Here is a 23,979-nt window from a genome sequence, read left to right on the forward strand (position 1 = left end):
CTATGCTCACTGACGGGCCGAGCATACCGACCGGTATGCATCTGGGCGAGAGGGTCGGTCGAACAGGATCGGGCCGTTGCGGGTGCCGACGATCAGTTCACCGGCGGGTCCCGTGGTGAGGGCGGTGCAGGGGGACGGCAGGACGATGGTCAGCTGCAGCGTGCCGGTGCGGCTGCCGAGGACGGCGAGGGTGGTGCCATACGCAACGGCGTAGGTGTCGCCGCCGGGCAGCAGGGCCGCGTGTTCGGCGAACTCCGCCATCTCGTACGAGTGCGTCGCCGGCGGCTCCGGGGCGGGACGGCGCCGAGGCAGCCATCGGCGGTCTGCCGCGCGGTGCTCGGGCGGCGTTTCACCCGGCCTCGTGAAGCGGGCGTGCAACGCCGCCCACGGGACGACCCATGAGCGGAACGTGCCGACCAGCAGCAGCTCGTCGCCGTCCGCGGTGGCAAGCGTGAACGCATGGCACAGGCTGTCGTCCCTGAGCCACAGGGAGGTCCAGCGGCGGCTGGAGGTGTCCAGCACGCGCACCACGTCGTCACGGTGCTGCACCAGGACCAGCAGACGCCCGGCACAGCGCACCGCATGCGGCTCCGTCTCCGGGACGTCCCCGTCGGCCGGGGTCCAGTAGGGCTGGTCGGGCAGCGGCCCACGGGCCACGTCGTGCAGGAAGACACGGCTGCCCACCTGGAGGGACAGCAGCGACTGCGCGCCGGGGCCGTCCGGCAGCACCTCCAGCCGCGCCCCCTCGTGATGGTGCGGCACCGGAGTGACCAGCGGCCGGCCGGCGGAGGAGACGGTGCCGCCGGTGCCGAAGTCCCAATACTCCAGCAGGCCGTACTCGCTGCGGGAGAAGAGCAGGGGACGCACCGGCCGCCCGGGGGAGCGCCAGTCCACACAGGCCAGCTGCCGCACCGCGCTGTGGTCGACCGGCCGCAACCGCCGCAGCAATTCCCCTCGCTCGCCGTCGCGCACCTGGAGCGAGCCGTCGGCGGCGCCCACGACGACCGCCGGCCCCTCCTCCTGCGGCACCGCGGTGACGGCGGACACCGGCCGCACCGCGTCGAGCGCCTCCACCATGCGGCGCCCCTCGGCCGTGTCGCGCATCCACCACACCTGCCCGGCCTCGTCCCCGCACAGCAGTCCGTCCTCGGTGGCGTGGAGCGAGGCGGCGGACTCCGGCATCCGGCGCTCCCAGCCGTCGGTGTACGAGACCAGGCGGTGGTCGGTGCCGAAGCCGACCAGGCCCGTCGACGTGTACGCCAGCCCGCTCACTCCGCCCCGGTGTGCCGGGCGAGGCGGCCCCAGCGGTCTGCACGTGGGCAGCGACCACTCGCGCACCGTGCCGTCGAGGCCGCCGACCGCGAGCCGTCCCGAATGGTCGACGGCCAGCGCGAGGGCGGCGGTCCACACCGGCACCTCGGGCAGCGGGCCGTAGACGTACATGCGGCCCGCGCCCACGTCCCAGCACACGATCCGGCCCGAGTCGGTGCCGGCGACCAGCACGTCCCGGCCCCGGACGCGTCCGGTGGCCAGCGCCGTGACGAGGTCGGGGACGGTGAACTCCTGCTCGGCGCGCGGCAGTCCGTCCCGCAGGACGAGGATCCGCACCCGGCCGCCGTACTCACCGGTGGCGACGAAGTCCCGGCCGTCGGCGGTGCGGCCAGTGGTTGCGCAGCTGATCAGCGGGACCTGCCAAGGGCCGGGGTCCAGCACCCGGCGCCGCCACACCTCGTGCCGGCGCCCAAGGTCCCAGCAGCGGATCTGATGGTCCTCGCCGACGCTGACCAGGGCGGGTACGCCGGACGGGCCGCGGATCTCGCCCAGGGCGAGGATTCGGCCGTCGTGGGCGGTGACCTCGACGGAGTCCGCGGCGTGCGGTGTGGGCCACAGCCTTACCACCCCGTCCGAGCCACCGACGCACACCGTGCCGCCCGCCCGGCACACCGCAGCCGCGGAGTGCCTGAGGACCTGGCCGCCGAGCCGGTCGCCGGTCACCAGGTCGTAGAGCTGGAGGCCGCGGGTGTCGCCCTGAACGGAGACGCAGGCGTGCGGCCCGAGGCCGAAGGTGCTCAGCTGGACGGACGGGCCTGCGTCCACGCGCAGCGGCAGGCCGATGGGGCGTCCGCTGTCGAGGTCGACGCGGTGCAGCTGCCCGTCGGACGTCACGGCGGCGACGATCCACTGCCGACCGACCCGGCGCACCCCGAAGGAGGCGATGGCGTTCACGCTCGTCAGGAGGGTGCGGACGGGCGCGCCCGTGACGAGATGGGAGAGCCGGAGGGTGTGGTCCGCGCCGGCGGTGACCAGCAGGCTGCCCTGCGGATGGCCGGTGACCAGGTCGATGTGGGTGACGGCTCCCTGGTGACCGGTCGTCACCGGCTCGCCGAGCGGCTCCACGGGGTACTCGTGGCGCTGCACGGTGCCGTCCTCGCGGCCCAGCAGGTACGTCATCGCGGGCAGCCCCGCGGGCGCCGCGCACGCGGTGGCGCGGGCCCCCGGCCCGTTCGGGGCCAACGCCTCGGGAGCGAGCGCGGTGAGCCTGTCGGCCAGTTCCTCCCAGCTCTCGATCTCCCAGGAGTACAGGGCACGGCGCTGTCTGCGGGACAGCGGCGGATAGTGGCGAGCCCGTCCGAAGGCGTGCACCAGGACGTGTCCGCCGCGCAGCCGCAGGACCGCCGCCGCGGGGGTGCCGTCGGCTGCCGCGAGCACGGCCAGCTGCTCCGGCGTTTCCAGGACCCTGCGCTCTGGCTCGAGGTCGTACTCGGGGCTCGGCGGCAGCACGTAGGTCTGGTGGCCGTACCCTTCCCAAAGGTGGAGCAGACGCACGTAGCCCGTCCGCTGCACCAGGCGTCCCCGCTGCACCGCCGGCTCGGAGTCGACCGTCATCGCGGCGACCGTGCCCGGCAGCTGAGGCGGTGCCATCAGGGTCCGGGTGAACCAGACGGCCTCGCTGCGGTACGCCGCACGGGTGCCTCCGTCCTCCAGGTCGTACCAGGTGGCCCCCTGCCGTGCCACCAGGTCCAGGAACCGGGCGCCACCGGGTCCCGGCACCACGATCCCCTTGCCCACCCCGATGGTCATCCCCGGGTATCGCCGCACGCCCTCGTGCGGATTCCAGGCCGCCCACCGTGCCCGCCAGGGGAGCTCCCCCTCACCCTTGTCGCACGAGTCGGCCAGCGTGCGGGCCCGGTGGCAGACGGCGCCGAGCCGCAGCCTGGCGCGCGCCTCGGGCTCGGGGCCCGCTCCCGCGTGGTCGCGCAGCATGCTCTCCAGGTCGCGGAGGGCCTGCCCCGCCCGGCGCCCCTCGGCGGTCCGCAGCCGGGGCAGGGAGGAGAGGAGCTGGCCCGGCTCTGCGGAGAGCACGAAGGAGGCGTCCTGCACCAGCGAGTCGAGCACCGCGCCCTCCCCCGCGTGCAGCGCGAGGTACCGCCGTACATAAGGGTGTTCGACGTTCCGCAGCACCTCCGTCACCGTCCGCTGGACCCACTGCGGGTCGAGACCCTCCCGCAGGTACTCGATCAGCGCCCGGTGGTAGACCCGGTACACCGAGCCGCCGTCCTCCACGCTCTCCACCACGTACGATCCCGCCGCCTGCCGCAGCCACACGATGTCCTCGTCGTCGTAGGACCGTCCGGTGATCGCCGAGGCCAGGCGGGGCCAGACGCCGCCCCAGGGCAGTCCGGCGCCCTGCGCGTAGGCGAGCGGGAGGAGCAGGTTCCGGGCACGCCCGGCCTCTGTCCCCAGGCGCTGGTCGAGGTCGCGTTCCATCGCCTCGCCCGGCAGCCGCGGGAGGTCCTCGCGCCACCGCGGGTCCCACGGGTCGGGCGGAGACGGTTCACGCGCGATGGTGCGGGCGGTGATGCGGGCCACCAGGAAGGAGCGGTCGGCGGCCTCGGCGACGGCTTCGGCGATCGCGTCGACCAGACCGGACGCGGCGGTCGCGAGTACGGAGCCGTGCGGGCACAGCAGCTTGCGGGCGTAGGAGCGGACGGCCTCGGGGTCGCTGTAGCGCTCGGAGTCGAGGTCGATGCGCGGGGCGTCGGCGGGGAGGCGGTGCGCGATGTGCGGGCGGGCCCCCACCAGCAGGCGTAACGGCAGGCGGCGTTCGGGGTCGGTGAGCGGGGTGATCAGTTCGTCGACGGTCTCGTGCGGGGCGAGTGCCTCGTCGAGGGAGTCGATGAGGACGACGAGCGGGGCGGTGCGGGTCTGAAGGTGGGCGGTGAGCGCCCCGAGCGACTCGGCGGCACAGCCCGCCGCCGCGGACAGGGAGTCGAGGAGCTGCCGGGTGGAGCGGTGACTGGCGTTGATCCGTTCGTCGACCGCGCCGGGCCCGGGCAGGAGCGCGGGCAGCCCGGCGCGCGGGACGGATGCCGAACGGCCCGGGTCGGTGAGGACCGCGACCATGCCCAGCAGGGACGACTTGCCCGAGCCGGGGTCCCCGGTCACCACGCACAGCCGCCCCTCGGCAGGCTCCGGCGCGAGCCACCGGGTGACGTCCGCGATCGCCGCGTGCCGCCCGGTGAAGTGCCAGACGTCCTCGGTGGGTACGTCCGTCCCCCGCGCCCGGGGCAGAAAGAAGCCCCGCATGTCCTGCTCCCGAGCGCCGCGTTCGCGGGCGCCGAGGGCCACGATGCGGTCGATCTCCTCCAGCCGGAGTCCGTCGGCCTCGGGGATGTGGCGGGGGTTGGGGAGGAAGGCGGGGATGTCGCCGGTGGCGTGGGTGAGGGACCACACCGGGCGCTGGGCTCGCGGAACCTCGGGGTCGTTGTGGATGGCCGCCATGACGTGTTCGAGGCTGATGTGGGCCGGCGCGTGTCCCGCGGTGGCCTGGCGGCGCACCGCCCGATCGAAGGCGGTGGACAGGGCGCCGGTGTAGGTCTCTTCCTTCCGTCGGGAGGAGGAGACGAGGACCAGCCCGGTGCTGCCGTGCTCGGTGACCGGTTCGCGGAAGCGGCGAGCCTCCAGCGCGGTGCGCAGGGCGCTGTCGGCGCCCTCCTCGGCGTAGCAGGCGTCGATCAGCACCAGCAGCCGCTCGATCGCGGTGTCCTCCCACAGGTGCGCGACCAAATCCTCGGTGGGGAGCGCGGTTCCCCTCAGGTCGCGGGCGTCGCTGTCGTGGAGCAACAGGTAGTGGCGTCCGTTGTGCGGGGCCGTCACCCCGTGGGTGGCCAGGTAGAGCACGACGTAGTCGTCCGGCCGCCGCTCCGGCGCCTTCGCGAACGCGCGCAGGGCGCCGACGAGTTGGGCCAGTGTGGGATCGAGACCGATCCGAGCGCCCGGGACGTATCCCAGCTCGCCCAGGAACAGCTCCTCCATGCGCCGTACGTCGTCGGCGAGTTCGGGACGGTCCGCCTCGGGGTGCGCCCTGACGTCCGTGACGGCGGCGGCGATCAGGAAGCGGCGTGCGGCCGGCTCAGGCGGCGCCGCAGCCATCGTTCACCGCTCGGCCGGCCTCGGGGGTATCGAGGTAGCGGGTCACATCGTGGGCCCGGCTGCCGTTGTGGACGAGGTGGCAGACGACCCGGTCGCCGAACAGCGGTCGCAGGTCTTTCACCAGGGCGACGACGTCGCCGGTGTCCGCGATGTTCGTCCAGGCCTCCACCGGCCCGGGCCAGGCTCCGGGGCGCGGTAACCGCTCGTAGACGAGGTTGCGGATACCGAGTGGGGAGCCCAGCGTCAGCAGGGCGCGCACCGGCCAGCCGGGGTTCGCGCACAGGGCGTCGTAGGCGACGACGCTGCCGAGGGAATGTCCCACGATCACCCGGGTCCGTGCGGTCACGGCGGCGGCGACGCGCTGCTGCACGGCGTCCCGCACGGCCGGGTCGCACAGGTAGGCGCGGACATGTTTGAGGTCGAGGACCAGACCGCGCAGGGCGACACCGGCGAAGAACCGTGAGCGGCTGAGGGCGTTGAGGGCCCGCTGGACGGTGTGCGCGGTACGGACCAGGGTCCGGGCGTCGGGCGGCAGGACGGCCTCGTCCGTACGGGCGGCCTCGGCCCACAGCGCCAGCAGGAGATCGGTCTCGAAGCCCTCGTCGACGTCGGAGGCGTCCAGGGGCGGGTCCTGCACGGCGAGGGTGCGGCCCGGCGGCCGGAACAGGTCACCGTAGAAGACGCAGCGCACGTCGTCCGGGGCGAGGGCGGTGGTGGCCCCGGCGCGCAGCAGTCCGTCGGCGAGCGCAGGGTGCCATGCGCTGTGCAACTGGCTTTCCCCGGCGTACTGCTGGCCGATTCCGTGAATGCAAACCACCCGAGCCATGGCGTCCCCCCATGCGCGCATCAAGGGCCTGATCATCCTAGCAACGGGCGGGCGTGGAGGCGCTGTTCAGTCCAGCACCCGCGCCAGATAGGCCCGCAGCATCTCGCGTGCCTCCTCGATGATCTTCGCGTCCCCCTCCGGTGCCATCCTGAAGGCCAGGTGGACCAGGGTGTCGGCGGTTTCGACGGCTATGAGGAAGCTGCGGCGCAGGTCCTCGTCCGGCTCGCGGTCGAGATAGCCGGAGAGCAGTTCGGTGAGGCGGTCGGCGACGCGGTGGTTGGGTTCGGCGTCGCGGGCGCCGACCGGGATCTGGTTGCCGAAGTCGACGAGGGAGAAGCCGGGCGCGGTGCGTTTCATGGACAGGTACTCGTCGAGGACGGCATCCATCGCGGTGCGCCAGCCGCCCTCACCGGAGCCCTTCAGGCGCTCGGTGACGTGCTCCGTGAAGCGTTCGAGGTTGCGCTGGGCCAGGGCGTCGGCCATCTGCCGCTTGTTGCCGAAGAAGCGGTAGACCGAGCCGATGGGGACACCGGCGCGCAGGGCGACGGCCCGGGTACTGAGGGCGTCGTAGCCGACCTCGTCGAGGAGGTCGGCGCAGGCGTCGAGAATCCTGGTGAGCCGTTCGGCGCTGCGCCGCTGCACGGGCGCTCGGCGTAGCGATGTCGCGTGGGGCACGGGTTTCATGATGCCTTTCCGACGCGGTCCGGTGAACCTCGCCCCCTGGTACGGAGATCGATGCCTGGTGCACTCATTCCGTGCGTGTCCGTCGTGTGCGTCGAGGCGCCGGACGTGGTGGTCGGCTGTGCCGTGTCGCTCGGCGAGGGTTCGGACGCCGTGATGTCGGCGGTGCTCTGCACGGGCCGGCCCTTCACGGCCCAGGCCGTGCCGTCGTCGGCGTACAGCCGGGCGGTGACGTGGTGGGTGCCGCGCGGGACGAGCCGGGCCGGGAGGCGGTAGGCGGCCGAGCGCAGCCGGGTGACGGGCCGGCCGTCGACGTACAGCCGTACATAGCCGCGGCCGGCCACCGCCCGCCGTTTCGCGTCGGCCGCCGAGAAGCGGAAGTGGTGCACGCTCAGGCGTACGTCCCAGGTGTCGTCGGTGTCCGGCTGCACCTCGATACCGACCTCGGGCGCGCCCTTCTTCTCCACCTCGCGCAGATGCCGCCCCTCCCGGTCGGTGCCGTCGAGGACCTTGCCCACGGGGGATGTCGACACCCCGTTCTCGCCCTCATGTGCATCACTGGTGCCGCAGCCCACGGATCCGGCCAGCAACAGGACGCAGACCGCGAGCGCGGCGAGAAGTCCCCGCGTCCACGACATGCCCGGAGACTAGAACACAGGTCCGACAGGCGGATCCCCCTGAAGGCTGGTTCGGCTCCTCCCTGAAGAGGAGGAGCGATGTACCTCTTGCGCACGGGAAACCGCAATCCTACGGTGTTGCATAGGAATCGGAGTCGCAAGGGAGCGATCATGAGCGATGGGGGTACGACCCGCGCGAGCGGGTTCGAGCGTGCGGGAGCGCGGAAGACCGCCGAGGGACTGACCTACCTGTCGGGTTTCGGCAACGAGCACGGCTCCGAGGCGGTGCCCGGCGCCCTGCCCGAGGGACGCAACTCGCCGCAGCGCGCACCCCTCGGCCTGTACGCGGAGCAGCTGAGCGGTTCCGCCTTCACCGAGCCGCGCGCCGCCAACCGCCGCTCCTGGCTCTACCGCATCCGCCCCTCCGCCGCGCACCCGCCGTTCACGGAGACGCACAACGGCTGGATCCGCACCGCCCCCTTCACGGAGGCCGTCCCGGACCCCAACCGCCTGCGCTGGAACCCCCTCCCGGAGCCGGCCGACGGCACCGACTTCCTCGCCGGCCTGTGGACCCTCGGCGGCAACGGCGACGCGACCCAGCGCACCGGCATGGCCGTGCACCTCTACCACGCCAACGCCTCCATGGACCGCGTCTTCAGCGACGCCGACGGTGAGCTGCTGATCGTCCCCGAACGCGGCGGGCTGCTGCTGCACACGGAGTTCGGGATGCTGCATGTGGAGCCGGCACATGTGGCGCTGATTCCCCGTGGGGTGCGCTTCCGTGTGGAGCTGCTGGACGAGTCGGCCCGCGGATATGTGTGCGAGAACTACGGCGCCCCCTTCCGCCTCCCCGACCTCGGCCCGATCGGCGCCAACGGCCTGGCCAACGCCCGTGACTTCCGGGCACCTGTCGCCGCCTACGAGGACGTCGAGGGCCCGGTGGAGGTGGTGAACAAGTTCTGCGGCAACCTGTGGCGGGCGACGTACGACCACTCCCCCCTCGACGTCGTCGCCTGGCACGGCAACCACGTCCCGTACGTCTACGACCTGCGCCGCTTCAACGTCATCGGCACCATCTCCTACGACCACCCCGACCCGTCGATCTTCACGGTGCTGACGGCCCCCTCCGACACCCCCGGGCTGGCCGGCGTCGACTTCGTGGTCTTCGCGCCGCGCTGGCTGGTGGGCGAGGACACCTTCCGGCCGCCGTACTTCCACCGGAACGTGATGAGCGAGTACATGGGGCTGATCGAGGGCGCCTACGACGCGAAGGCGGAGGGTTTCGTGCCCGGCGGGGGCTCGCTGCACAACATGATGTCGGCGCACGGCCCGGACCGGGAGACCTTCGACCGGGCGAGCGCGGCCGAGCTGAAGCCGCAGAAGATCGACGACGGGCTCGCGTTCATGTTCGAGACGCGCTGGCCGGTCACCCTCACCGCGCACGCGGCCCACGCGGAGCACCTGCAGCCGCACTACGACGACGTGTGGAACGGCCTCGAACGCCACTTCCGCCCGTTGCACTGATCGCGGCCGACCGGTACGGATAACCCCGTGACCTCCTTCGCCCCGGACTCGATCGTCCTGAACCGCAAGTTGCCGCTCTGGTACCAGGTCTCGCAGTCCCTGCGGGCCTCGATACTCGGCCGTTCGCCCCAGGACCCCCTCCGCCTGCCCACCGAGGAACAGCTGGCGGAGCACTACGGGGTGAGCGTGCTGACCATGCGGCAGGCGTTGAAGGAGCTGGAGGACGAAGGGCTGATCACCCGGCACCGCCGCCGGGGCACCTTCATCGAGCCGGACGCCCGCCGGGGCACCCCGGTGCGGCTGCTGGGCTCGGTGGACGCGATCGTGGCCCAGCAGTCCGGCATGACGACCGAGCTGCTGTCGCACGGCAGCGCGCCCGTGCCGCCCGAACTCGCCGAGTTCTTCCCGGAGATCGACGAGGTGGCCGCGTACCACCGGCTGCGCAGCGACGAGAAGACCGGTGAGCCGACCAACCACGCCCGCAACTGGGTGCGTCCGGACGTGGCAGCGCGCGTCGACCCGGCGGACCTGGTGCGCTGGCCCATGACCAAGGTGCTGCGGGACGTCGTCCAGGCCGACATCAGCCGCATCACGGACACCGTCGAGGCCCGGCTGGCCGACCCCGAGACGGCCCGGCTGCTCCAAGTCCCGCTGCTCAGCCCGATCCTGCACTACACGGGGGTGACGTACGACGCCGCCGGACGGGTCCTGGACGTGGCGGTCATCCACTACCGCGGGGACCGCTTCTCCTTCACGGTGACTCTGGACGCCACGTGACCTCACCGTCGGTGGCAGGTCGTACGATGCCCAGCGTGACGCACGACGACGCTCCGCCGCTGGCGGACCTCATGCCGTGGTCCGTCGCACCGCCGCGGCTGGGCCGGGGGTGGCCGGCGGGCCCCGACGCCGCATCCCTGAAGGCCCGCTGGGACGTCCTGCTCAAGGCTGACGGACCGGAGCGGGAGGCCCTGTTCGAGCCGACGCGCTCACGCACGCTGCACTCCGCGGTGGGGCAACTCCCGGGCCAGTCGAGCGGCACGGAGAAGCTCCTGCGTGCGGCCGGCCCGTGCCCCGAGCCGGTGCGCGTCCTGCACGCCCCCTTCGACGAGCAGTGGCTGATCCCCGACCACCGCCTGATCGACACGGCCCGCCCCGAGCTGTGGCGCGTCGCGGACGAGCACCAGGTCTTCGTGGTCGAGACGCCCTCGGAGACGGGCGGTTCACCCCTGCTGGCCACGTCCCGCCTCCCGCTGCTGCGCCCCGGCCGCATCCGCCCCCTGTACCGCCGCCCAGGTGGTACGGAGCCCAATCTGACGCAGGGGCTGCTGGACCATCTGGGCACCCGCCTCGGCCATCCGCCCACCCCGCCGGACGCCCTCGCCTGGATCATGGCGGTCGTCCGGCCGGACCTGACCGTCCCGCTCACCGAGGACGCGGAACTCTGGTCGCACGGCGTCGAGTTGGGCCGTCGGCTGCTGTGGCTGATGCGCCGCGACGGCGACCGTCCCAGGCTGCCGGGCGGCCGCCGCCCGTACGTCCGCGCCCCGCTGCCCGCACGCCCGCTCACCGTCGACTACGACCGCGACGAGGAGACCCTGCTGCTCGACGAGGGCCGCATCTCCCCCGTACCGCCCGAGGCCTGGGACTTCGAGGCGGCGGGGGTACGGGTCCTGGAGCACTGGTTCACGGTCCGGACCGCGGGGGCCGAGCCCGGTACCCTGTCCGCGATCCGCCCGGCGACCTGGCCCCAGACCTGGACCTCGGAGCTGCTGGAACTGATCACGGTCCTGGCCCTGCTGGCGGAACTGCGGCCGCAGCAGCAGGAGTTGACGGTGACGTCGCCGATCACGGCAGCGGACCTGCGCAAGGCAGGCGTCCTCCCCGCCCCGGAGGCGGCACACCGACCGGCCTCGGTCCTGGACCACCACGAGGAGGGCCCCGAGGGCCAGTTCACCCTGATCTGAGCACCCCCCAGGGGCGCGGGAAACTGCCCGACCAGCCACGACGGCGCCGCGGACGACCAACAACCCCTCCCGCCAAGCGCCGCCCAGCCTCACCCCCCAGGGGCGCGGGGAACTGCGCGACCAGCCACGACGGCGCCGCGGACGACCAACAACCCCTCCCGCCAAGCGCCGCCCAGCCTCACCCCCCAGGGGCGCGGGGAACTGCGCGACCAGCCACGACGGCGCCGCGGACGACCAACAACCCCTCCCGGCACCCCCAGCGGAGCGCTACCGCTCAGGGTCGAACCCGTCGAGCACCCTCGCCAGCGCCATGTCGAAGACCGCGTCGAGGTCGATCGGCCCCGGGTCCTCCATGAACGCCGCGGCCATGCGCGGATACGCCCCGCTCGCGACCTGACTGCCCAGATACGCGATCCGCACCGCGTTCTCCTGCTCCTCCGACCACGGCAGGTTCCGGGTCCGCTCGGCCGTGGCCAGCTCGTTGACGACGTACATCGTCACGACACCGTTCAGCAGCCCGATCAGCTGCATCTTCATGCCGTACTTCATGTCCTCGAGCGGGTCCAGACAGGCCAGGCAGTGCTCCAGGTACCGCAGGGCGTTGGGGCTGAACCCGTAAACGGGCGACATCAGACGGGGCAGCCACGGGTGCCGGTGCATCAGCTCACGGGTCTGCCGGGCCACCCGCATCATGTCGGCCCGCCAGTCCCCCGACGGCTCCCACTCCTCGTGCTCGGCGCTGACCGCGTCCACCATCAGCTCGTACAGGTCCTCCTTACGGGGGACGTAGTTGTACAGCGACATCGTGCCGCAGCCCAGTTCGGCCGCGACATGCCGCATCGACACCGCGTCCAGGCCCCCCTCGTCGGCGATTCTCACCGCCGCCGCCGCGATGTCGGCCCGCGTGAACGCCGGCCTCGGCCCGCGCCCCGCCCGCTCGGGCCGGGCCCAGATCACTTCGGGTACCGCCGCTCGGCCCGCCATCGATCATCACCTCGCCCACCATCGTAGTTACGTACACCGTACGTAGTGCGCTATGGTCGGAGCATGGCAACTACGTACGCTGTACTTAGTGAAGGTCTGGAGAAGAGGTTCGGCGAGGTGCACGCGGTGCGCGGGCTGGATCTCGCGGTGGCCCAGGGCACGGTCTGCGGTGTCCTCGGGCCCAACGGGGCGGGCAAGACGACCGCCGTACGGCTGCTGACGACGCTGCTGCGGCCGGACGCCGGCTCGGCGCGGATCGCAGGGCACGACCTGGTGCGGGAGGCGGCGGCCGTACGCCGCAGCATCGGCGTCACCGGGCAGAACGCGTCGGTCGACGGCGATCTCACGGGCCGGGAGAACCTGTGCCTGTTCGGACGGCTGCACCGGGTGCGCGCGCCGGGGCAGCGGGCCGGCGAGCTCCTCGACCGGTTCGGGCTGGCCGAGGCCGCCGACCGGCCGGCGTCCTCCTACTCGGGCGGGATGCGCCGCCGGCTGGACCTCGCGGCGAGCCTGATCCGCCGTCCCGAGGTGCTGTTCCTGGACGAGCCGACGACCGGGCTCGACCCGGCCAGCCGCGCGCTGATCTGGGACGCCGTGCGCGAACTCACCGGCGACGGCACGACCGTGCTGCTGACCACGCAGTACCTGGAGGAGGCCGACCGGCTCGCGGACGACATAGCCCTGGTGGACCGGGGGCGGGTGGCGCACACGGGGTCGCCCGCGCAGTTCAAGGCGCTCGTCGGCGCGTATGTCGAGGTCGTCGTCGCCGACGCGGACGTGATGGTGCGGGCAGCCGCGGTCCTCGACCGGCTCACCGGTGCCGAGCCGACGTTCGACCCGGAGCGGGGCGCGGTCGGCGCGGTCACCCGCGACGACACGCTCACCCTGCCACGCCTGGTGCGCGAGCTGGACGCGGCGGGGGTGCCGCTGCTCGACGTTAGCCTGCGGCCGCCGACGCTGGACGAGGCCTTTCTCCGACTGACGGGGACCGGGACGGACGAGGAGCGCGCGGCATGAGCACAGTGGCGTACGACGGGACGGCGCTGCTGGGACGGCAGCTGCGGCGGATGCGGAACAACCCGGGACTGCTGATCCTGACCCAGACGATGCCGATCAGCATGCTGCTGTTCTTCGGCTACGTCTTCGGCAGCGCGCTGGCGGTGCCGGGCCGCGAGTACCGGTCCTTCCTGGTGCCGGGGCTGCTGGTGGCGACCGCCGCGGGCGGGATCATGACCGGCATGTTCCAGGCGGCCCAGGACACGCACCGAGGTGTCATGGACCGGCTGCGGACGCTGCCGATCAGCAGGTCGGCCGTGCCGCTCGGACAGGCCGTGGCGGACCTGGTGGTGACGGCGGCCGGGACGGTGCCGTTCCTGCTGGTGGGGCTCGCGGTGGGCTGGCGCGTCGAGGGCGGAGTGTTCGAAGCGGTGGGAGCAGTGGGGCTGTTGCTGCTGTTCCGGTTCGCCGCGACGTGGATCGGCATCTTCCTCGGGCTGCTCACCCGGAACGAGGAGGCGGCCGGCCAGCTGGGCGGCGCGACCTTCCTGCTGCCGCTGCTGTCCAGCGCCTACATCCCGACCGCCGGTCTGCCCGGGTGGCTGCGTACGGCGGCCGAGTGGAACCCGATCAGTGCGGTCGCCACGGCACTGCGGGACCTGTTCGGCAACGCGCCGGTGCCGACGGGCGGCGCGTGGCCGGTGACGCATCCGATCGCCGGATCACTGGCGTGGTGCCTGGTGCTGATCGCGGTGTTCATGCCCCTCGCGGTGCGGAGGTACGCGTACGGGGGGCGGTGACCTCAACGACCGCGAGCGGGCGGGGGGTTGTCTTCGGTACCGAGCGGGTGGAACGTACCGAAGACGCCCTCCGCGGCGGGACGCACCGCACGGGACACCGTGACGCCGATACGGCTCAGCGCCCGCCGAACAGCGAGCGGGTCAGCCGGCGCAGCGGTGCGAAGAGCGACACGCGGCGGACGCGCGCACCCCTGTCGCTGCGGGTCTGCGTGGCGTCACGCGCGGTCAGCTCACGCATCAGCGAGGTCGCCTCGGCCGTCTTCTGCTGCGGCACGGCGGGGCCCGCCAGCACTGAGAGATGGCGGTCGAGGCGCGAACTGGTCGCGCTGCTCCCGCAGGTGATCGCAGGGACCCTGGCCCTGCTGCGCACTGTTATCTGTTCCATGTCACTCCCCACCCGTACGAGTCCACCCGGCCCGGGCAGGGTAACCCTATCGCCCCGACCGGGCACTCGTGTATCGCGGTCACAGGATTCACCTTCCCCGTAAGGGTGTTGACGACCCCTCCTTCATTACTCTCCGAATCCGACCGATTTCAGGGCGAGTTGGACAATGGGCTGGCTGGTGGGCCGAGGTGAGCCCCCGTCGGGTTCGACGGTCACAGCGAGTGACGCGGCGGACTTGTTGAGACCGGTGGCGACCAAGGGCGTGTCGCCGCCCTTGAACAGGCCCAAGGAGCGTGGTTGGGCATGGGGGCGCATGAGCCACAGCTGGTGCACCCGCCCGCCGGCCGGATCGGCGTATCCGCTGAGGGTGACGATCGCCTGGCCGCGGGATGCGGAAGCGATCACTCCGATACTTCGGCCCTGAGCGTCCTCACCGGTCGTCGCGCGCGCGTCGGGAGCTGCGAGAACGTGGTTGATCTCACGTGACTGGGACTGCGCGGCGTCCAGCCTGTCCTGGGTCTGCCTGGCCTGCACGGCGAAGAGGGAGGCGACCACGAGGGCCGCGGCGGCCGTCGCCGTGGCGAGCGGGACGAAGAACGGGCGGCGCTCACGGGGCGCACGGGTGCGTGCCGGCGGTGGCTGCGTGCCCCAGACGTGCGGGGGAAGTTGGGGGGTGTGCTCCGGAATCGGCGCCGGCTCCTGCGGGGTCGCGCGTACGGCGGCCAGCACCCGGTCGCGCATCGCGGCCGGCGGCGGGGCGGCCGTGGACCAGGCGAGCCGGACGGCGTCCTCGGACAGGGCGCGCACCTCGGCGGCACATCCGGCGCACGTCCTGAGGTGCCGTTCGAAGCGGACCCGCTCGGCCGGCTCCAGCGCGTCGAGCGCGTAGGGCGCCGCGAGCGAGTGCAGATCCTCGCGACGGAGCATACGGTCGAGCAGACTCATGCGACACCTCCCAGGCACTTGCGCAGCTGGGTCAGGCCATCGCGCATCCGGGTCTTGACGGTCCCCAGTGGCAGGGAGAGCCGTTCGGCCACTTCACGGTACGTGTAGCCGTCGTAGTAGGCGAGGGTGACGGACTGGCGCTGCAGCGCGGTGAGGCGGTCCAGGCAGCGGCGCACCCACTCGCGTTCGAGCCCCGCCTCGACCTCCTCGGTGACGTGGTCGAAGGCAGGGTGGTGGGCCCGGCGGGCCTCGCGCTGCTCGCGGTCGACGGCCGCGCGGGCGCTGCGCACCCGGTCCACGGCCCGGCGGTGGGCCACGGTGAGGATCCAGGACAGGGCGCTGCCGCGGCCGGGGTCGAACTTCGCCGCCGACCGCCACAGTTCGAGCAGCACCTCCTGCGCCACCTCCTCCGACTGCGCCGGATCCCGCACCACCCGGCGCACCAGTCCGAACACCGGACCGGACACCAGGCCGTACAGCTCCTCGAATGCCTTCTGGTCGCCGCCTGCCACGAGTACCAGAAGCTCGTCCGCCTCCACTCGGTCCCCTCCCCGGCCGCATGGGCCCCGTCCCGTCACACCAGGCATTCGCAACGAACGCACCTCCGGATGGGGTTACGGATCAGCAGCCCCGAAACGCGGGTCGGCGCGCGACGAAAGAAGAATCGTGCTTCGACTGAAACAAGATCAGGGCTCCGCCGTAAAGACGTTTGGGATTCCACCAATCCACCCTGTCGACCGCTCCGAATCAGCGTTCGTCAGGCAAGTTGGGACTGAGGACGGACGGCATGACAACTGACTCCAGGAGCGGCGCGGGACGCAGGGGCATCGCGACCCTCATAGCTGGTGCGCTGGCCGCCGGCGGGCTCGCGGCCGCCGGCGTGGCCACGCTCGAACCGGGGGCGGCCTCCGCCTCCAGCCACCGGGAGGCCCCGCTCATCTCGGGGCAACCGCAGTACGACAACACGGACCTGTACGCGTTCGTCAGCCCGGACAAGCCGGACACGACGACGATCATCGCGAACTTCATCCCCTTCGAGGACCCGGCCGGCGGCCCGAACTTCTTCCAGTTCGCCGACGACGCCCAGTACGACATCCACATCGACAACAACGGTGACGCGCAGGGCGAACTGCTGCTGCGCTACACCTTCCGCACGCAGACGAAGAACAAGAAGTCGTTCCTCTACAACACGGGCGTGGTCAGCAACCTCACCGACCCCGACCTCAACGTCACGCAGACGTACGACATCGACCTGGTCAAGCTGAAGCACCAGAAGGTCGTGTCGAAGACCAGGCTCGCCGACGACATCCCGGTCGCCCCCTCGAACGTCGGCAAGGCGTCGATGCCCGACTACAACAAGCTGCGCGAGCAGGCGATCTACAAGCTCTCCAACGGCGGCGAGACCTTCGCCGGCCAGGCCGACGACCCGTTCTTCGCGGACCTGCGCGTCTTCGACCTGCTGTACGGCGGGAACCTCTCCGAGGTCGGCCGGGACACGCTCAAGGGCTACAACGTCAACTCCATCGCCCTGCAGCTGCCCACCGACATGCTCACCGAGTCCAAGAACCAGCCGGTGATCGGCGTCTGGGCGACGACTCAGCGCAGGAACGCCCAGGGCTACTACGAGCAGGTCTCCCGCCTGGGCAACCCGCTGGTCAACGAGGTCGTCAACCCACTGAAGGACAAGGACAAGTTCAACGCGTCCTCGCCGTGGGAGGACGGGCAGTTCCTGAAGAACGTGACCAACCCCGAGCTGCCGAAGCTCATCGAGTCGATCTACAAGATCAAGGCGCCGTCCGAGCCGCGCAACGACCTCGTCGACGTGTTCCTCAAGGGCGTCAAGGGCCTCAACCAGCCGCCGTACGTGAAGCCGGCGGAGGAGCTGCGCCTGAACACCTCGATCAAGCCGGCCGCCAGCCCCAAGCGGCTCGGTGTTCTCGACGGTGACAACGCGGGCTTCCCGAACGGCCGTCGCCTCACCGACGACGTGATCGACGAGGCCCTGCAGGTCGTGGAGGGCGAGCTGGTCGGGTCCAAGAACGACCTGGGCGACGCGGTGAACGCGAACGACAAGGGCTTCGGCAAGTACTTCCCGTACCTGGCCAACCCGACCGCCGGTTCCCGCGGTGCCACCGCCAAGGGCGTCAGCAGCGGCAGCGACGTCAAGAACCAGCTCGGCGACGCGCTGCAGCCGTCCGGCTCCGGCGGTATGGGCAACACGGGCCTGATCGCCGCCTCCGCGGGCGGCGGCGCGGCGGGCATCGCCCTGATCGGCGCCGGCCTGATGTGGTGGCGCCGGATGCGGAGCCGGGTCTACTAGGCCACCCCCTACGGCGGACCGGGCGGTTCTTCGGAGCGGCGCCGCCCGGTCCGCGGCCCGCTCACAGACTGGCGCGGCCCGCACGAATCCATCCCCCACGGTGCGGGCCGCGCCGCCCCACGACTTCCCTTCACCGCACGGCACTTGAGGAGAGGGCATGGCCCCGCACACGAACGACAGCGAGCCGGACGACCGCTCCGCGGAAAGGGGCGGGACGGACAGTTCCTCGTCTGCGGGGTTGTCCGGGCCGGTCACGGAGTTCCTCGCGCCCCTTGAGGACGTCGCCGAACCGGAGTCGACGGAAACGGAGTCGACGGCCGCCCCCGACGAACGTGTCGCCGCAGTGCGCCGGGTCGCCGCCGCCGGCCGGCGCTGGCGAACGGCACAACTGGCGGGCGTGGCAGCTCTGTTGGCCATCGCGCTCACCGGCGGTTCCATCGCCTACGGCGCCATCCGGGACCACGGGGGAACCACCGTCGCCGCCGCGCCGAACGCCATGTCGCCGACGCTGCTGAACAGCGGGGACATCGACTCAAGCATCGCCGCCCTGCAGACCCAACTGCGGGCGCAGCCACGGGACTACGGAAGCTGGGCCACCCTCGGCCTCGCCTACGTGGAGCAGGCCCGCACCAAGGGCGACCCCTCCCGCTATCCGCAGGCCGAGAAGGCGCTGAAGCGCTCCCTGGCCCTGAGGCCCGGCAACGAGCAGGCCGTCACCGGACAGGCCGCCCTCGCCGCCGCCCGGCACGACTTCAAGAACGCCCTGAAGTACGCCGACCAGGTACTCGCGGAGAACCCCTACAGCCAGAACGCCCTCTCCTCCCGTATCGACGCCCTAGTCGAACTCGGCCGCTACACCGACGCGTCGAAGGCCGCCGACACCGCCGACTCGCGCCGCCCGGGCGTCCCGGTCTTCACCCGGTACGCGTACGTCCACGAACTGCGCGGAGACGTCAAGACGGCCCGCCGGGTCCTGGAGCAGGCCCTGGCCACCTCCACCACCCCCGGCGACATCTCCTACGTCGCCGCCCAGCTCGGTCAGCTCGCCTGGAACCAGGGCGACTACAAGACGGCACTCACCTACTACGCCCGCGCCCTCGCCGCCGACGAGAACTACCTCCCCGCGCTCGAGGGCCGCGCCCTCGCCCAGTACGGCAGCGGCGACCGGGCCGCCGCGATCGAGGGCATGGAGCAGGTCGTCGCCCGCTATCCGCTGCCGCAGCCGCTCGTCCAGCTCGGCGAGCTCTACGAGGACCGCGGCGCCGAGGGCGACCGGGCCAAGGCCCACGACCAGTACGCCCTCGTCGACGCCTGGATCGCCCTCGCCCGTGCCAACGGCGTCAACGCCGACCTCGACACCGCCCTCGCGGCCGCCGACCACGGCGACGGGGCCGCGGCCCTGCGTGCCGCCCGCGCCGAGTGGGCCCGCCGGCACACCGTGCACACCGCGGACGCCCTGGCCTGGGCGCTGCACGTCAACGGCAAGGACGCACAGGCTCTGCCCTACGCCAGGCAGGCCACCGCGACCGGCTACCGCAACGCCTCGTTCCTCTACCACCGAGGCATGATCGAACGCGCCACCGGCCACGCGAAGGACGCCCGCACCTCCCTGGAGGCGGCGCTGAAGCTGAACCCCGGCTTCTCGCCCCTGGGCTCCCGCGAGGCACGTAAGGCGCTCAAGAGCCTGGAGGCGACCAAGTGAACTGCCGTCGTCTGTTCGCCTCCGGTGCCGCCGTCCTCACGGCGGCATGCGCGCTCGCGCTGGTTCCTTCCACCGGCGCGAGCGCGCACCCTCTCGGCAACTTCACGGTCAACCGCTACGACGGCCTCGTCGCCGCCCCGGGTGAGCTGCGCGTCGACCACGTCGAGGACCTCGCCGAGATCCCGGCGACCCAGGCCAAGCCCGACATCGCGCGGCTCGGCATGGCCGCATGGGCGAAGGAGCGGTGCGAGAAGGCGGCCAGGGACAGCAGGGCCGAGGCCGACGGCCACGCCACCACGCTCACCTCGGTGAGTGCCACAGCCCGGCTGCGGCCCGGCCAGGCGGGCCTGCACACCCTCCGCGTGGAGTGCCGGCTGACGGCACCGCTGCCCGAGGGCGACACGGTGAGCCTCGGCTTCCACAGCGCGGGCGCCTCCACCGGCCCCGGCTGGCGGGAGATCACGGCGCGCGGGGACCGGATGACGCTCACCGCGACGGACGTACCGAAGAAGTCCGTCTCGCACGAGCTCACCACGTACCCGAAGGAGCTGCTCTCCTCCCCCGCCGACACCTCCTCCGCCTCCCTGCGGGTGCGGGCCGGCGGGCCGGCCCTGGCCGCGGACCGGCAGGACGCACCCGCGGCCTCCGTGCTGCCCCGCGGTGCCGACCGCTGGACCGAGGCCCTGAACAACCTCGTCGCCCGCCACCACCTCACCGCCGGCTTCGCCGCGCTCGCCCTGCTGATCGCGATCGTGCTGGGCGCGATGCACGCGCTCGCCCCGGGCCACGGCAAGACCCTGATGGCGGCGACGGCGGCGGCCCGGGGCGGCAGGGCCCGCCTGAAGGACGTCCTGCCGCTGGCCGCCTCGGTGACCGTCACCCACACCCTGGGCGTGGTCGCCCTGGGCCTGCTGGTCACGGCCGGCTCGGCGGCCACGCCCTCGGTCATCGCCTGGCTGGGCCTGGCCAGCGGCGTCCTGGTGCTGGCGGCGGGCGTGAACCTCGTACGCCGAGCCTGGCGCAACCGCGCGCACGGACACGCGCACCACCACCGTTCCCCGCGAGAAGCCGCCCCGGATCGGCAGTTGGAGCTGGTGGGCGCCCACGGTGCCCCGGCCCCGGCCGAGCACGGCCACCACGATCACGATCACGGCCCCAGCCACGGGCACGAGCACGCGCACGGACACGAGCACGGGCACCACCACGGTGACGGTCACGACCACGCCCACGATCACCACCACCCCCACCACTCGCACGAGGTCGAGCACACCCACGGCGGCTTCACCCACACGCACTCCACCGCCCCCACCCTCCGCGGCACCCTCCTCCTCGGCTTCGCCGGCGGCATGGTGCCCAGCCCCTCCGCCGTCGTCGTCCTGGTCGGCGCCGCGGCCCTCGGCCAGGCGTGGTTCGGTCTGCTGCTCGTCGTCGCCTACGGCGTCGGGCTGGCGCTGACCCTCACCGCGGCCGGGTTCGCCGTCGTGAAGCTGGGTACGGGAATGAGTCGGGTGCTGGACAACCGTCCACGCTGGACCACGCATCCCCTGGCGACCCTGGTGCGCAGGAGCGCACCGCTGGCGTCCGCCCTGGTCGTGGTGGTCTTGGGGGCCGGTCTGGTCCTCAAGGGGGCGGCTTCGGCACTCGGATGAGTTACTTTGTGAATGACTCAGGTGAGATGCCGTGGGGGGCGTCGGTGTCCGAAGACCCTGGCAGTGAACGTCTGATCGCGGGCCGCTACCGTCTGCTGTCCCCTCTCGGCGAGGGCGGCATGGGAACGGTGTGGCGGGCCCGCGACGAAGTGCTGCACCGTGAGGTCGCCGTCAAGGAGGTACGCGCGCCCGCCGGGCTGGCGGCCTCGGACGTGGAACGGATGTACGCCCGGCTGGAGCGCGAGGCGTGGGCGGCCGCGCGGGTCGCCAACCGCAACGTCGTCACGGTGTACGACGTGGCGACGCAGGACGGCCGCCCCTGGATCGTCATGGAGCTGGTGCGCGGCATCTCGCTGGCGGAGCTCCTGGACGCCGAGGGTCCGCTGGAGCCCCGGCGGGCCGCGCACATCGGTGCCGAGGTGCTGTCCGCGCTGCGGGCGGCGCACGAGGCCGGCGTGCTGCACCGGGACGTGAAGCCCGCCAACGTGCTGCTCTCCAACGACGACCGGGTGGTGCTCACCGACTTCGGCATCGCACAGGTCGAGGGCAGCTCGGCGCTGACGATGACCGGCGAGGTGATCGGCTCGCCCGAGTTTCTGGCGCCGGAGCGGGCGCTGGGCCGCACGCCGGGCCCCGAGTCCGACCTGTGGTCGCTCGGTGTGCTGCTGTACGCCGCCGTCGAGGGCAACTCCCCCTTCCGCCAGGCCACCCCGCTGAGCACCCTGCGGGCCATCGTCGACGAGGAGCTGCCGCCGCCGCACCGGGCCGGGCCGCTCGCCCCGGTGATCGAGGGGCTGCTGCGCAAGGAGCCGGCCGAGCGGATCGCGGCCGGCCGGGCCGAGCAGGACCTGCGGATCGTGGCGGCCGGGGGCACGCCGAGCGCCGACGGCGCCCTGGCGTCGCCGTACGCGCCGACGGTCGCGGCCTTCCAGGAGCCGGTGTCGCCGACCCCGCCGATGCCCTATCCGAGCGCGGCGAGAACCCGGCCGGTGCCCGGTCCGGGCACCACGGCCACGGACGCCGGGCCGCCGGAGCGCAACCGCCGCGCCGGTCTCGTGCTGGTCGTCGGCGTGGTCGTCCTGGCGCTGGCCGTCGCGGGGCTGACGTACGCCCTGCTCCACCGCGACGGTGGCGGCAAGAACCCGGACGACGCCGGCAGTCCCCGCTCGGGGACCCGGACCTCGGCGCCCGCCACGGACCCCGGGGCCGGCACGACCCCGACGAGCCCGACGCCGAGCGCGAGCGCGAGCGCGAGCAAGTCGAGTACGCCCCAGTCCGTGCGCGTCACGCTGGCGGGGACGAACACCACGTACTCCGGGACCTGCCCCCCGGACAAGTCCCGGGCGCCGGCGTTCACGGCGACCTTCACGGTGGGCCGGGTGCCGGCGACGGTGACGTACCGCTGGGTGACGCAGAAGGGCTCGCTGTCCGGGGAGTGGAAGACGCTCTCCTTCCCGGCCGGTGGCGGCCGGACGCAGCAGGAGAGGAACTTCATCACCACCCGCGACAGCAGTGGCACGTTCCAGGACGTGATCGGTGTGGAGGTGCGCGATCCCGTGCACGCCACGTCCAACTCGGTGCCGTTCTCGCTGACCTGCCAGGCGGAGACCCCTACGGGCGGGGCCTCCCCCAGTACTTCGGCGTCACCCTCCCAGTGATCAGACCGCGCCGTTGAGGACCGGCAGGTAGCCGCCGGACTGGCCGGACGCGGTCGGGTGGTACGACTCGCCGATGTTGAGCCAGTTCACGCTGTGCAGCCAGGAGCTGCCGGAGCAGATCTCGTGGCCGGTGAAGGTGGAGCGGACGTCGCCGAAGGCGAAGCCGTGATTGGCCGCGGCCTTGTTGATGGCGGTGTCCAGGTAGTCGGCGGCACCGTTGATGGCCGTCCGCTTGGTCTCGGACAGGCCGAGGCAGGTGGTGCCGAGCTTGTAGAAGCGGGGGTAGCCGATGACGACGACGTGGGCGTTCGGGGCTTTGGCGCTGATCGCCGAGTAGACGTTGTCGAGCCGGCCCGGCAGCGTCGAGTCGACGTACGCCTTGGCGGTGTTGATCCGGGACAGGCAGGTGCTGTCGGACTGGAGCACGCAGGTGGTCATGACGTCGGCGAAGCCGGCGTCGTTGCCGCCGATCGTGATGGAGACGAGCGCGGTGGCGGAGCTGAGGGTGCCGAGCTGGTTGGCCAGGACATCACCCGTACGGGCGCCCGAGCAGGCCTTGAAGTCGAAGGTCGAGGGTGAGTGCGCGGCCGCCCACAGGTAGGGGTAGGCCTTGGTGCTCTGCTTGCAGTCGCCGCTGGCGCTGAGGTAGCTGCCCGCGCCGACCCCGGAGGAGTAGGAGTCGCCGAGGGCCACATAGCCGCCGGTGGCGGCCTGCTGGGACGCCTGCGCCGCGGTGGCCCCGGTGAGGGCCGTGCCGGCGGCGAGGAGGATCGAGCTCACGAAAACGGCAATTCGGGAACGTCTCATGGAACCTCCCTTTAGCAGGATCTCTGCCATAACCGTCGTACCAACTACGCGTGTTGATGGGAAGTGTCCATGTCAAGACTGTTGAAAAGTCCTCAACTTCCGGTTGCGAACGGTCTGGATGGAATATTTGTTCAGAAATGCGCGAGAAACGGCTGTAGGCCCTTTGGTCCCTTGACGCCCCCTCTTGCGCTGAGCGACATTGAAGACTGGCATCCGGCGCGCTGGGGGGCGAAGTCGCCAATGCAGACGATCCACATCAGAAGACGCGTCAAGACGCCTTCGTCCGACGGCGTCGAGCAGGCGCGGCAGGGCCCGGAGGGGGACCTGTCACCGTTGCTCGCGGGCGCCGCGACGGCCGTTGGGGCCTTCGGTGCGCTGCTCGCACTCGTTGACGCGGACTCACCCCTGCGCGGACCGTGCACCCTGTTCTTCCTCCTCGCGGCACCGGCGACCGCCATCTGGGCGGCGCTGCGCGGGCTGGAACGATTCGGCCGTGTCCTCACCGCTCTCGCGGGCGCGGTCGTCCTCGACATGCTCGTGGCACAGGGCATGTTGGCCGTCCATCGCTGGTCGTGGCGCGGCGGGATCATCGCCGTAACCGCGATCAGCTGTCTCCTACTCCTTCTAAGTTGCGTAACGGTCAAACCAACAAAAACGTGAGGCCTGGTTCCAGGCCTTGCCATATGGG

19 protein-coding genes are annotated in these 23,979 nt (G+C 72.1%); 10 read left to right on the forward strand and 9 right to left on the reverse strand.

Annotation, left to right across the window (positions count from 1 at the left end; translation table 11 throughout):
* Positions 1–6: 6 nt before the first annotated feature.
* The 4 genes from FBY22_RS29190 to FBY22_RS29205 form a co-directional block, all read right to left on the reverse strand.
* Positions 7–5,433, reverse strand: coding sequence for a caspase family protein (locus FBY22_RS29190; protein ID WP_142150946.1), 5,427 nt, complete (start codon positions 5,431–5,433; stop codon positions 7–9).
* Positions 5,414–6,259 carry a hypothetical protein gene (locus tag FBY22_RS29195; RefSeq protein ID WP_174267287.1) on the reverse strand — a complete coding sequence of 282 codons (846 nt, stop codon included), beginning with the start codon at positions 6,257–6,259 and terminating at the stop codon, positions 5,414–5,416. Before FBY22_RS29195 ends, FBY22_RS29190 begins: the two co-directional genes overlap by 20 nt.
* A gap of 66 nt (positions 6,260–6,325) precedes the next feature.
* The gene (locus FBY22_RS29200; RefSeq protein ID WP_142150948.1) at positions 6,326–6,943 is read right to left on the reverse strand and encodes a TetR/AcrR family transcriptional regulator; all 618 of its coding nucleotides are present in this window, start codon (positions 6,941–6,943) and stop codon (positions 6,326–6,328) included.
* Positions 6,940–7,578 carry a hypothetical protein gene (locus FBY22_RS29205; protein WP_142150950.1) on the reverse strand — a complete coding sequence of 213 codons (639 nt, stop codon included), beginning with the start codon at positions 7,576–7,578 and terminating at the stop codon, positions 6,940–6,942. The genes FBY22_RS29200 and FBY22_RS29205 overlap by 4 nt, the downstream gene beginning before the upstream one ends.
* A gap of 150 nt (positions 7,579–7,728) precedes the next feature.
* Between FBY22_RS29205 and hmgA the strand changes: the two genes are divergently transcribed.
* The 3 genes from hmgA to FBY22_RS29220 are packed head-to-tail and all read left to right on the forward strand — an operon-like array spanning position 7,729 to position 11,045.
* Positions 7,729–9,081, forward strand: coding sequence for a homogentisate 1,2-dioxygenase (gene hmgA, locus FBY22_RS29210; protein ID WP_142150952.1), 1,353 nt, complete (start codon positions 7,729–7,731; stop codon positions 9,079–9,081).
* 27 nt (positions 9,082–9,108) lie between these two features.
* Positions 9,109–9,858 carry a GntR family transcriptional regulator gene (locus FBY22_RS29215; RefSeq protein WP_142150954.1) on the forward strand — a complete coding sequence of 250 codons (750 nt, stop codon included), beginning with the start codon at positions 9,109–9,111 and terminating at the stop codon, positions 9,856–9,858.
* Between the two features lie 26 nt (positions 9,859–9,884).
* On the forward strand, positions 9,885–11,045 hold the full coding sequence (locus FBY22_RS29220; RefSeq protein ID WP_174267288.1) for a type ISP restriction/modification enzyme: 1,161 nt from the start codon (positions 9,885–9,887) through the stop codon (positions 11,043–11,045).
* Positions 11,046–11,312: 267 nt separating this feature from the next.
* On the opposite strand, the gene FBY22_RS29225 is transcribed toward FBY22_RS29220, so the two are convergent.
* Complete coding sequence (locus tag FBY22_RS29225; protein WP_142150958.1) at positions 11,313–12,029, reverse strand: TetR/AcrR family transcriptional regulator; 717 nt, start codon at positions 12,027–12,029, stop codon at positions 11,313–11,315.
* A gap of 63 nt (positions 12,030–12,092) precedes the next feature.
* Here FBY22_RS29225 and FBY22_RS29230 point away from each other — a divergent pair, with 63 nt between their 5' ends.
* Both FBY22_RS29230 and FBY22_RS29235 read left to right on the forward strand, forming a co-directional pair.
* Positions 12,093–13,046: an ATP-binding cassette domain-containing protein gene (locus FBY22_RS29230; RefSeq protein WP_142150960.1), complete on the forward strand. Its 954-nt coding sequence runs from the start codon at positions 12,093–12,095 to the stop codon at positions 13,044–13,046.
* Positions 13,043–13,825, forward strand: a complete 783-nt coding sequence (locus FBY22_RS29235; protein ID WP_142150962.1) for an ABC transporter permease — start codon at positions 13,043–13,045, stop codon at positions 13,823–13,825. The genes FBY22_RS29230 and FBY22_RS29235 overlap by 4 nt, the downstream gene beginning before the upstream one ends.
* Before the next feature lie 115 nt (positions 13,826–13,940).
* Here the strand turns inward: FBY22_RS29235 and FBY22_RS29240 are convergent, their stop codons facing one another.
* The 3 genes from FBY22_RS29240 to FBY22_RS29250 all read right to left on the reverse strand — a co-directional run bounded on the left by FBY22_RS29240 (position 13,941) and on the right by FBY22_RS29250 (position 15,694).
* A complete protein-coding gene (locus FBY22_RS29240) occupies positions 13,941–14,210 on the reverse strand; it encodes a hypothetical protein (protein ID WP_142150964.1) in 270 nt (89 codons plus the stop codon).
* 126 nt (positions 14,211–14,336) lie between these two features.
* On the reverse strand, positions 14,337–15,155 hold the full coding sequence (locus FBY22_RS29245; RefSeq protein WP_142150965.1) for an anti-sigma factor domain-containing protein: 819 nt from the start codon (positions 15,153–15,155) through the stop codon (positions 14,337–14,339).
* The gene (locus tag FBY22_RS29250; protein WP_142150967.1) at positions 15,152–15,694 is read right to left on the reverse strand and encodes a sigma-70 family RNA polymerase sigma factor; all 543 of its coding nucleotides are present in this window, start codon (positions 15,692–15,694) and stop codon (positions 15,152–15,154) included. The genes FBY22_RS29245 and FBY22_RS29250 overlap by 4 nt, the downstream gene beginning before the upstream one ends.
* 248 nt (positions 15,695–15,942) lie before the next feature.
* Between FBY22_RS29250 and FBY22_RS29255 the strand changes: the two genes are divergently transcribed.
* The 4 genes from FBY22_RS29255 to FBY22_RS29270 all read left to right on the forward strand — a co-directional run bounded on the left by FBY22_RS29255 (position 15,943) and on the right by FBY22_RS29270 (position 22,484).
* Positions 15,943–17,475, forward strand: coding sequence for a DUF4331 domain-containing protein (locus FBY22_RS29255; RefSeq protein WP_142150969.1), 1,533 nt, complete (start codon positions 15,943–15,945; stop codon positions 17,473–17,475).
* Positions 17,476–17,632: 157 nt separating this feature from the next.
* Entirely contained in the window at positions 17,633–19,177 is a 1,545-nt protein-coding gene (locus FBY22_RS29260) for a lipopolysaccharide assembly protein LapB (RefSeq protein ID WP_142150971.1), read from the forward strand.
* Positions 19,174–20,826, forward strand: coding sequence for a sulfite exporter TauE/SafE family protein (locus FBY22_RS29265; protein ID WP_142150973.1), 1,653 nt, complete (start codon positions 19,174–19,176; stop codon positions 20,824–20,826). Before FBY22_RS29260 ends, FBY22_RS29265 begins: the two co-directional genes overlap by 4 nt.
* A gap of 44 nt (positions 20,827–20,870) precedes the next feature.
* Positions 20,871–22,484, forward strand: a complete 1,614-nt coding sequence (locus tag FBY22_RS29270; RefSeq protein ID WP_142150974.1) for a serine/threonine-protein kinase — start codon at positions 20,871–20,873, stop codon at positions 22,482–22,484.
* On the opposite strand, the gene FBY22_RS29275 is transcribed toward FBY22_RS29270, so the two are convergent.
* Positions 22,485–23,291: an SGNH/GDSL hydrolase family protein gene (locus tag FBY22_RS29275; RefSeq protein ID WP_142150976.1), complete on the reverse strand. Its 807-nt coding sequence runs from the start codon at positions 23,289–23,291 to the stop codon at positions 22,485–22,487.
* A 171-nt stretch (positions 23,292–23,462) separates the two neighbouring features.
* Here FBY22_RS29275 and FBY22_RS29280 point away from each other — a divergent pair, with 171 nt between their 5' ends.
* Positions 23,463–23,951: a hypothetical protein gene (locus tag FBY22_RS29280; protein ID WP_260845209.1), complete on the forward strand. Its 489-nt coding sequence runs from the start codon at positions 23,463–23,465 to the stop codon at positions 23,949–23,951.
* Positions 23,952–23,979 lie beyond the last annotated feature (28 nt).

It is taken from the genome of Streptomyces sp. SLBN-31 (assembly GCF_006715395.1).
Taxonomy (GTDB): Bacteria; Actinomycetota; Actinomycetes; order Streptomycetales; family Streptomycetaceae; genus Streptomyces.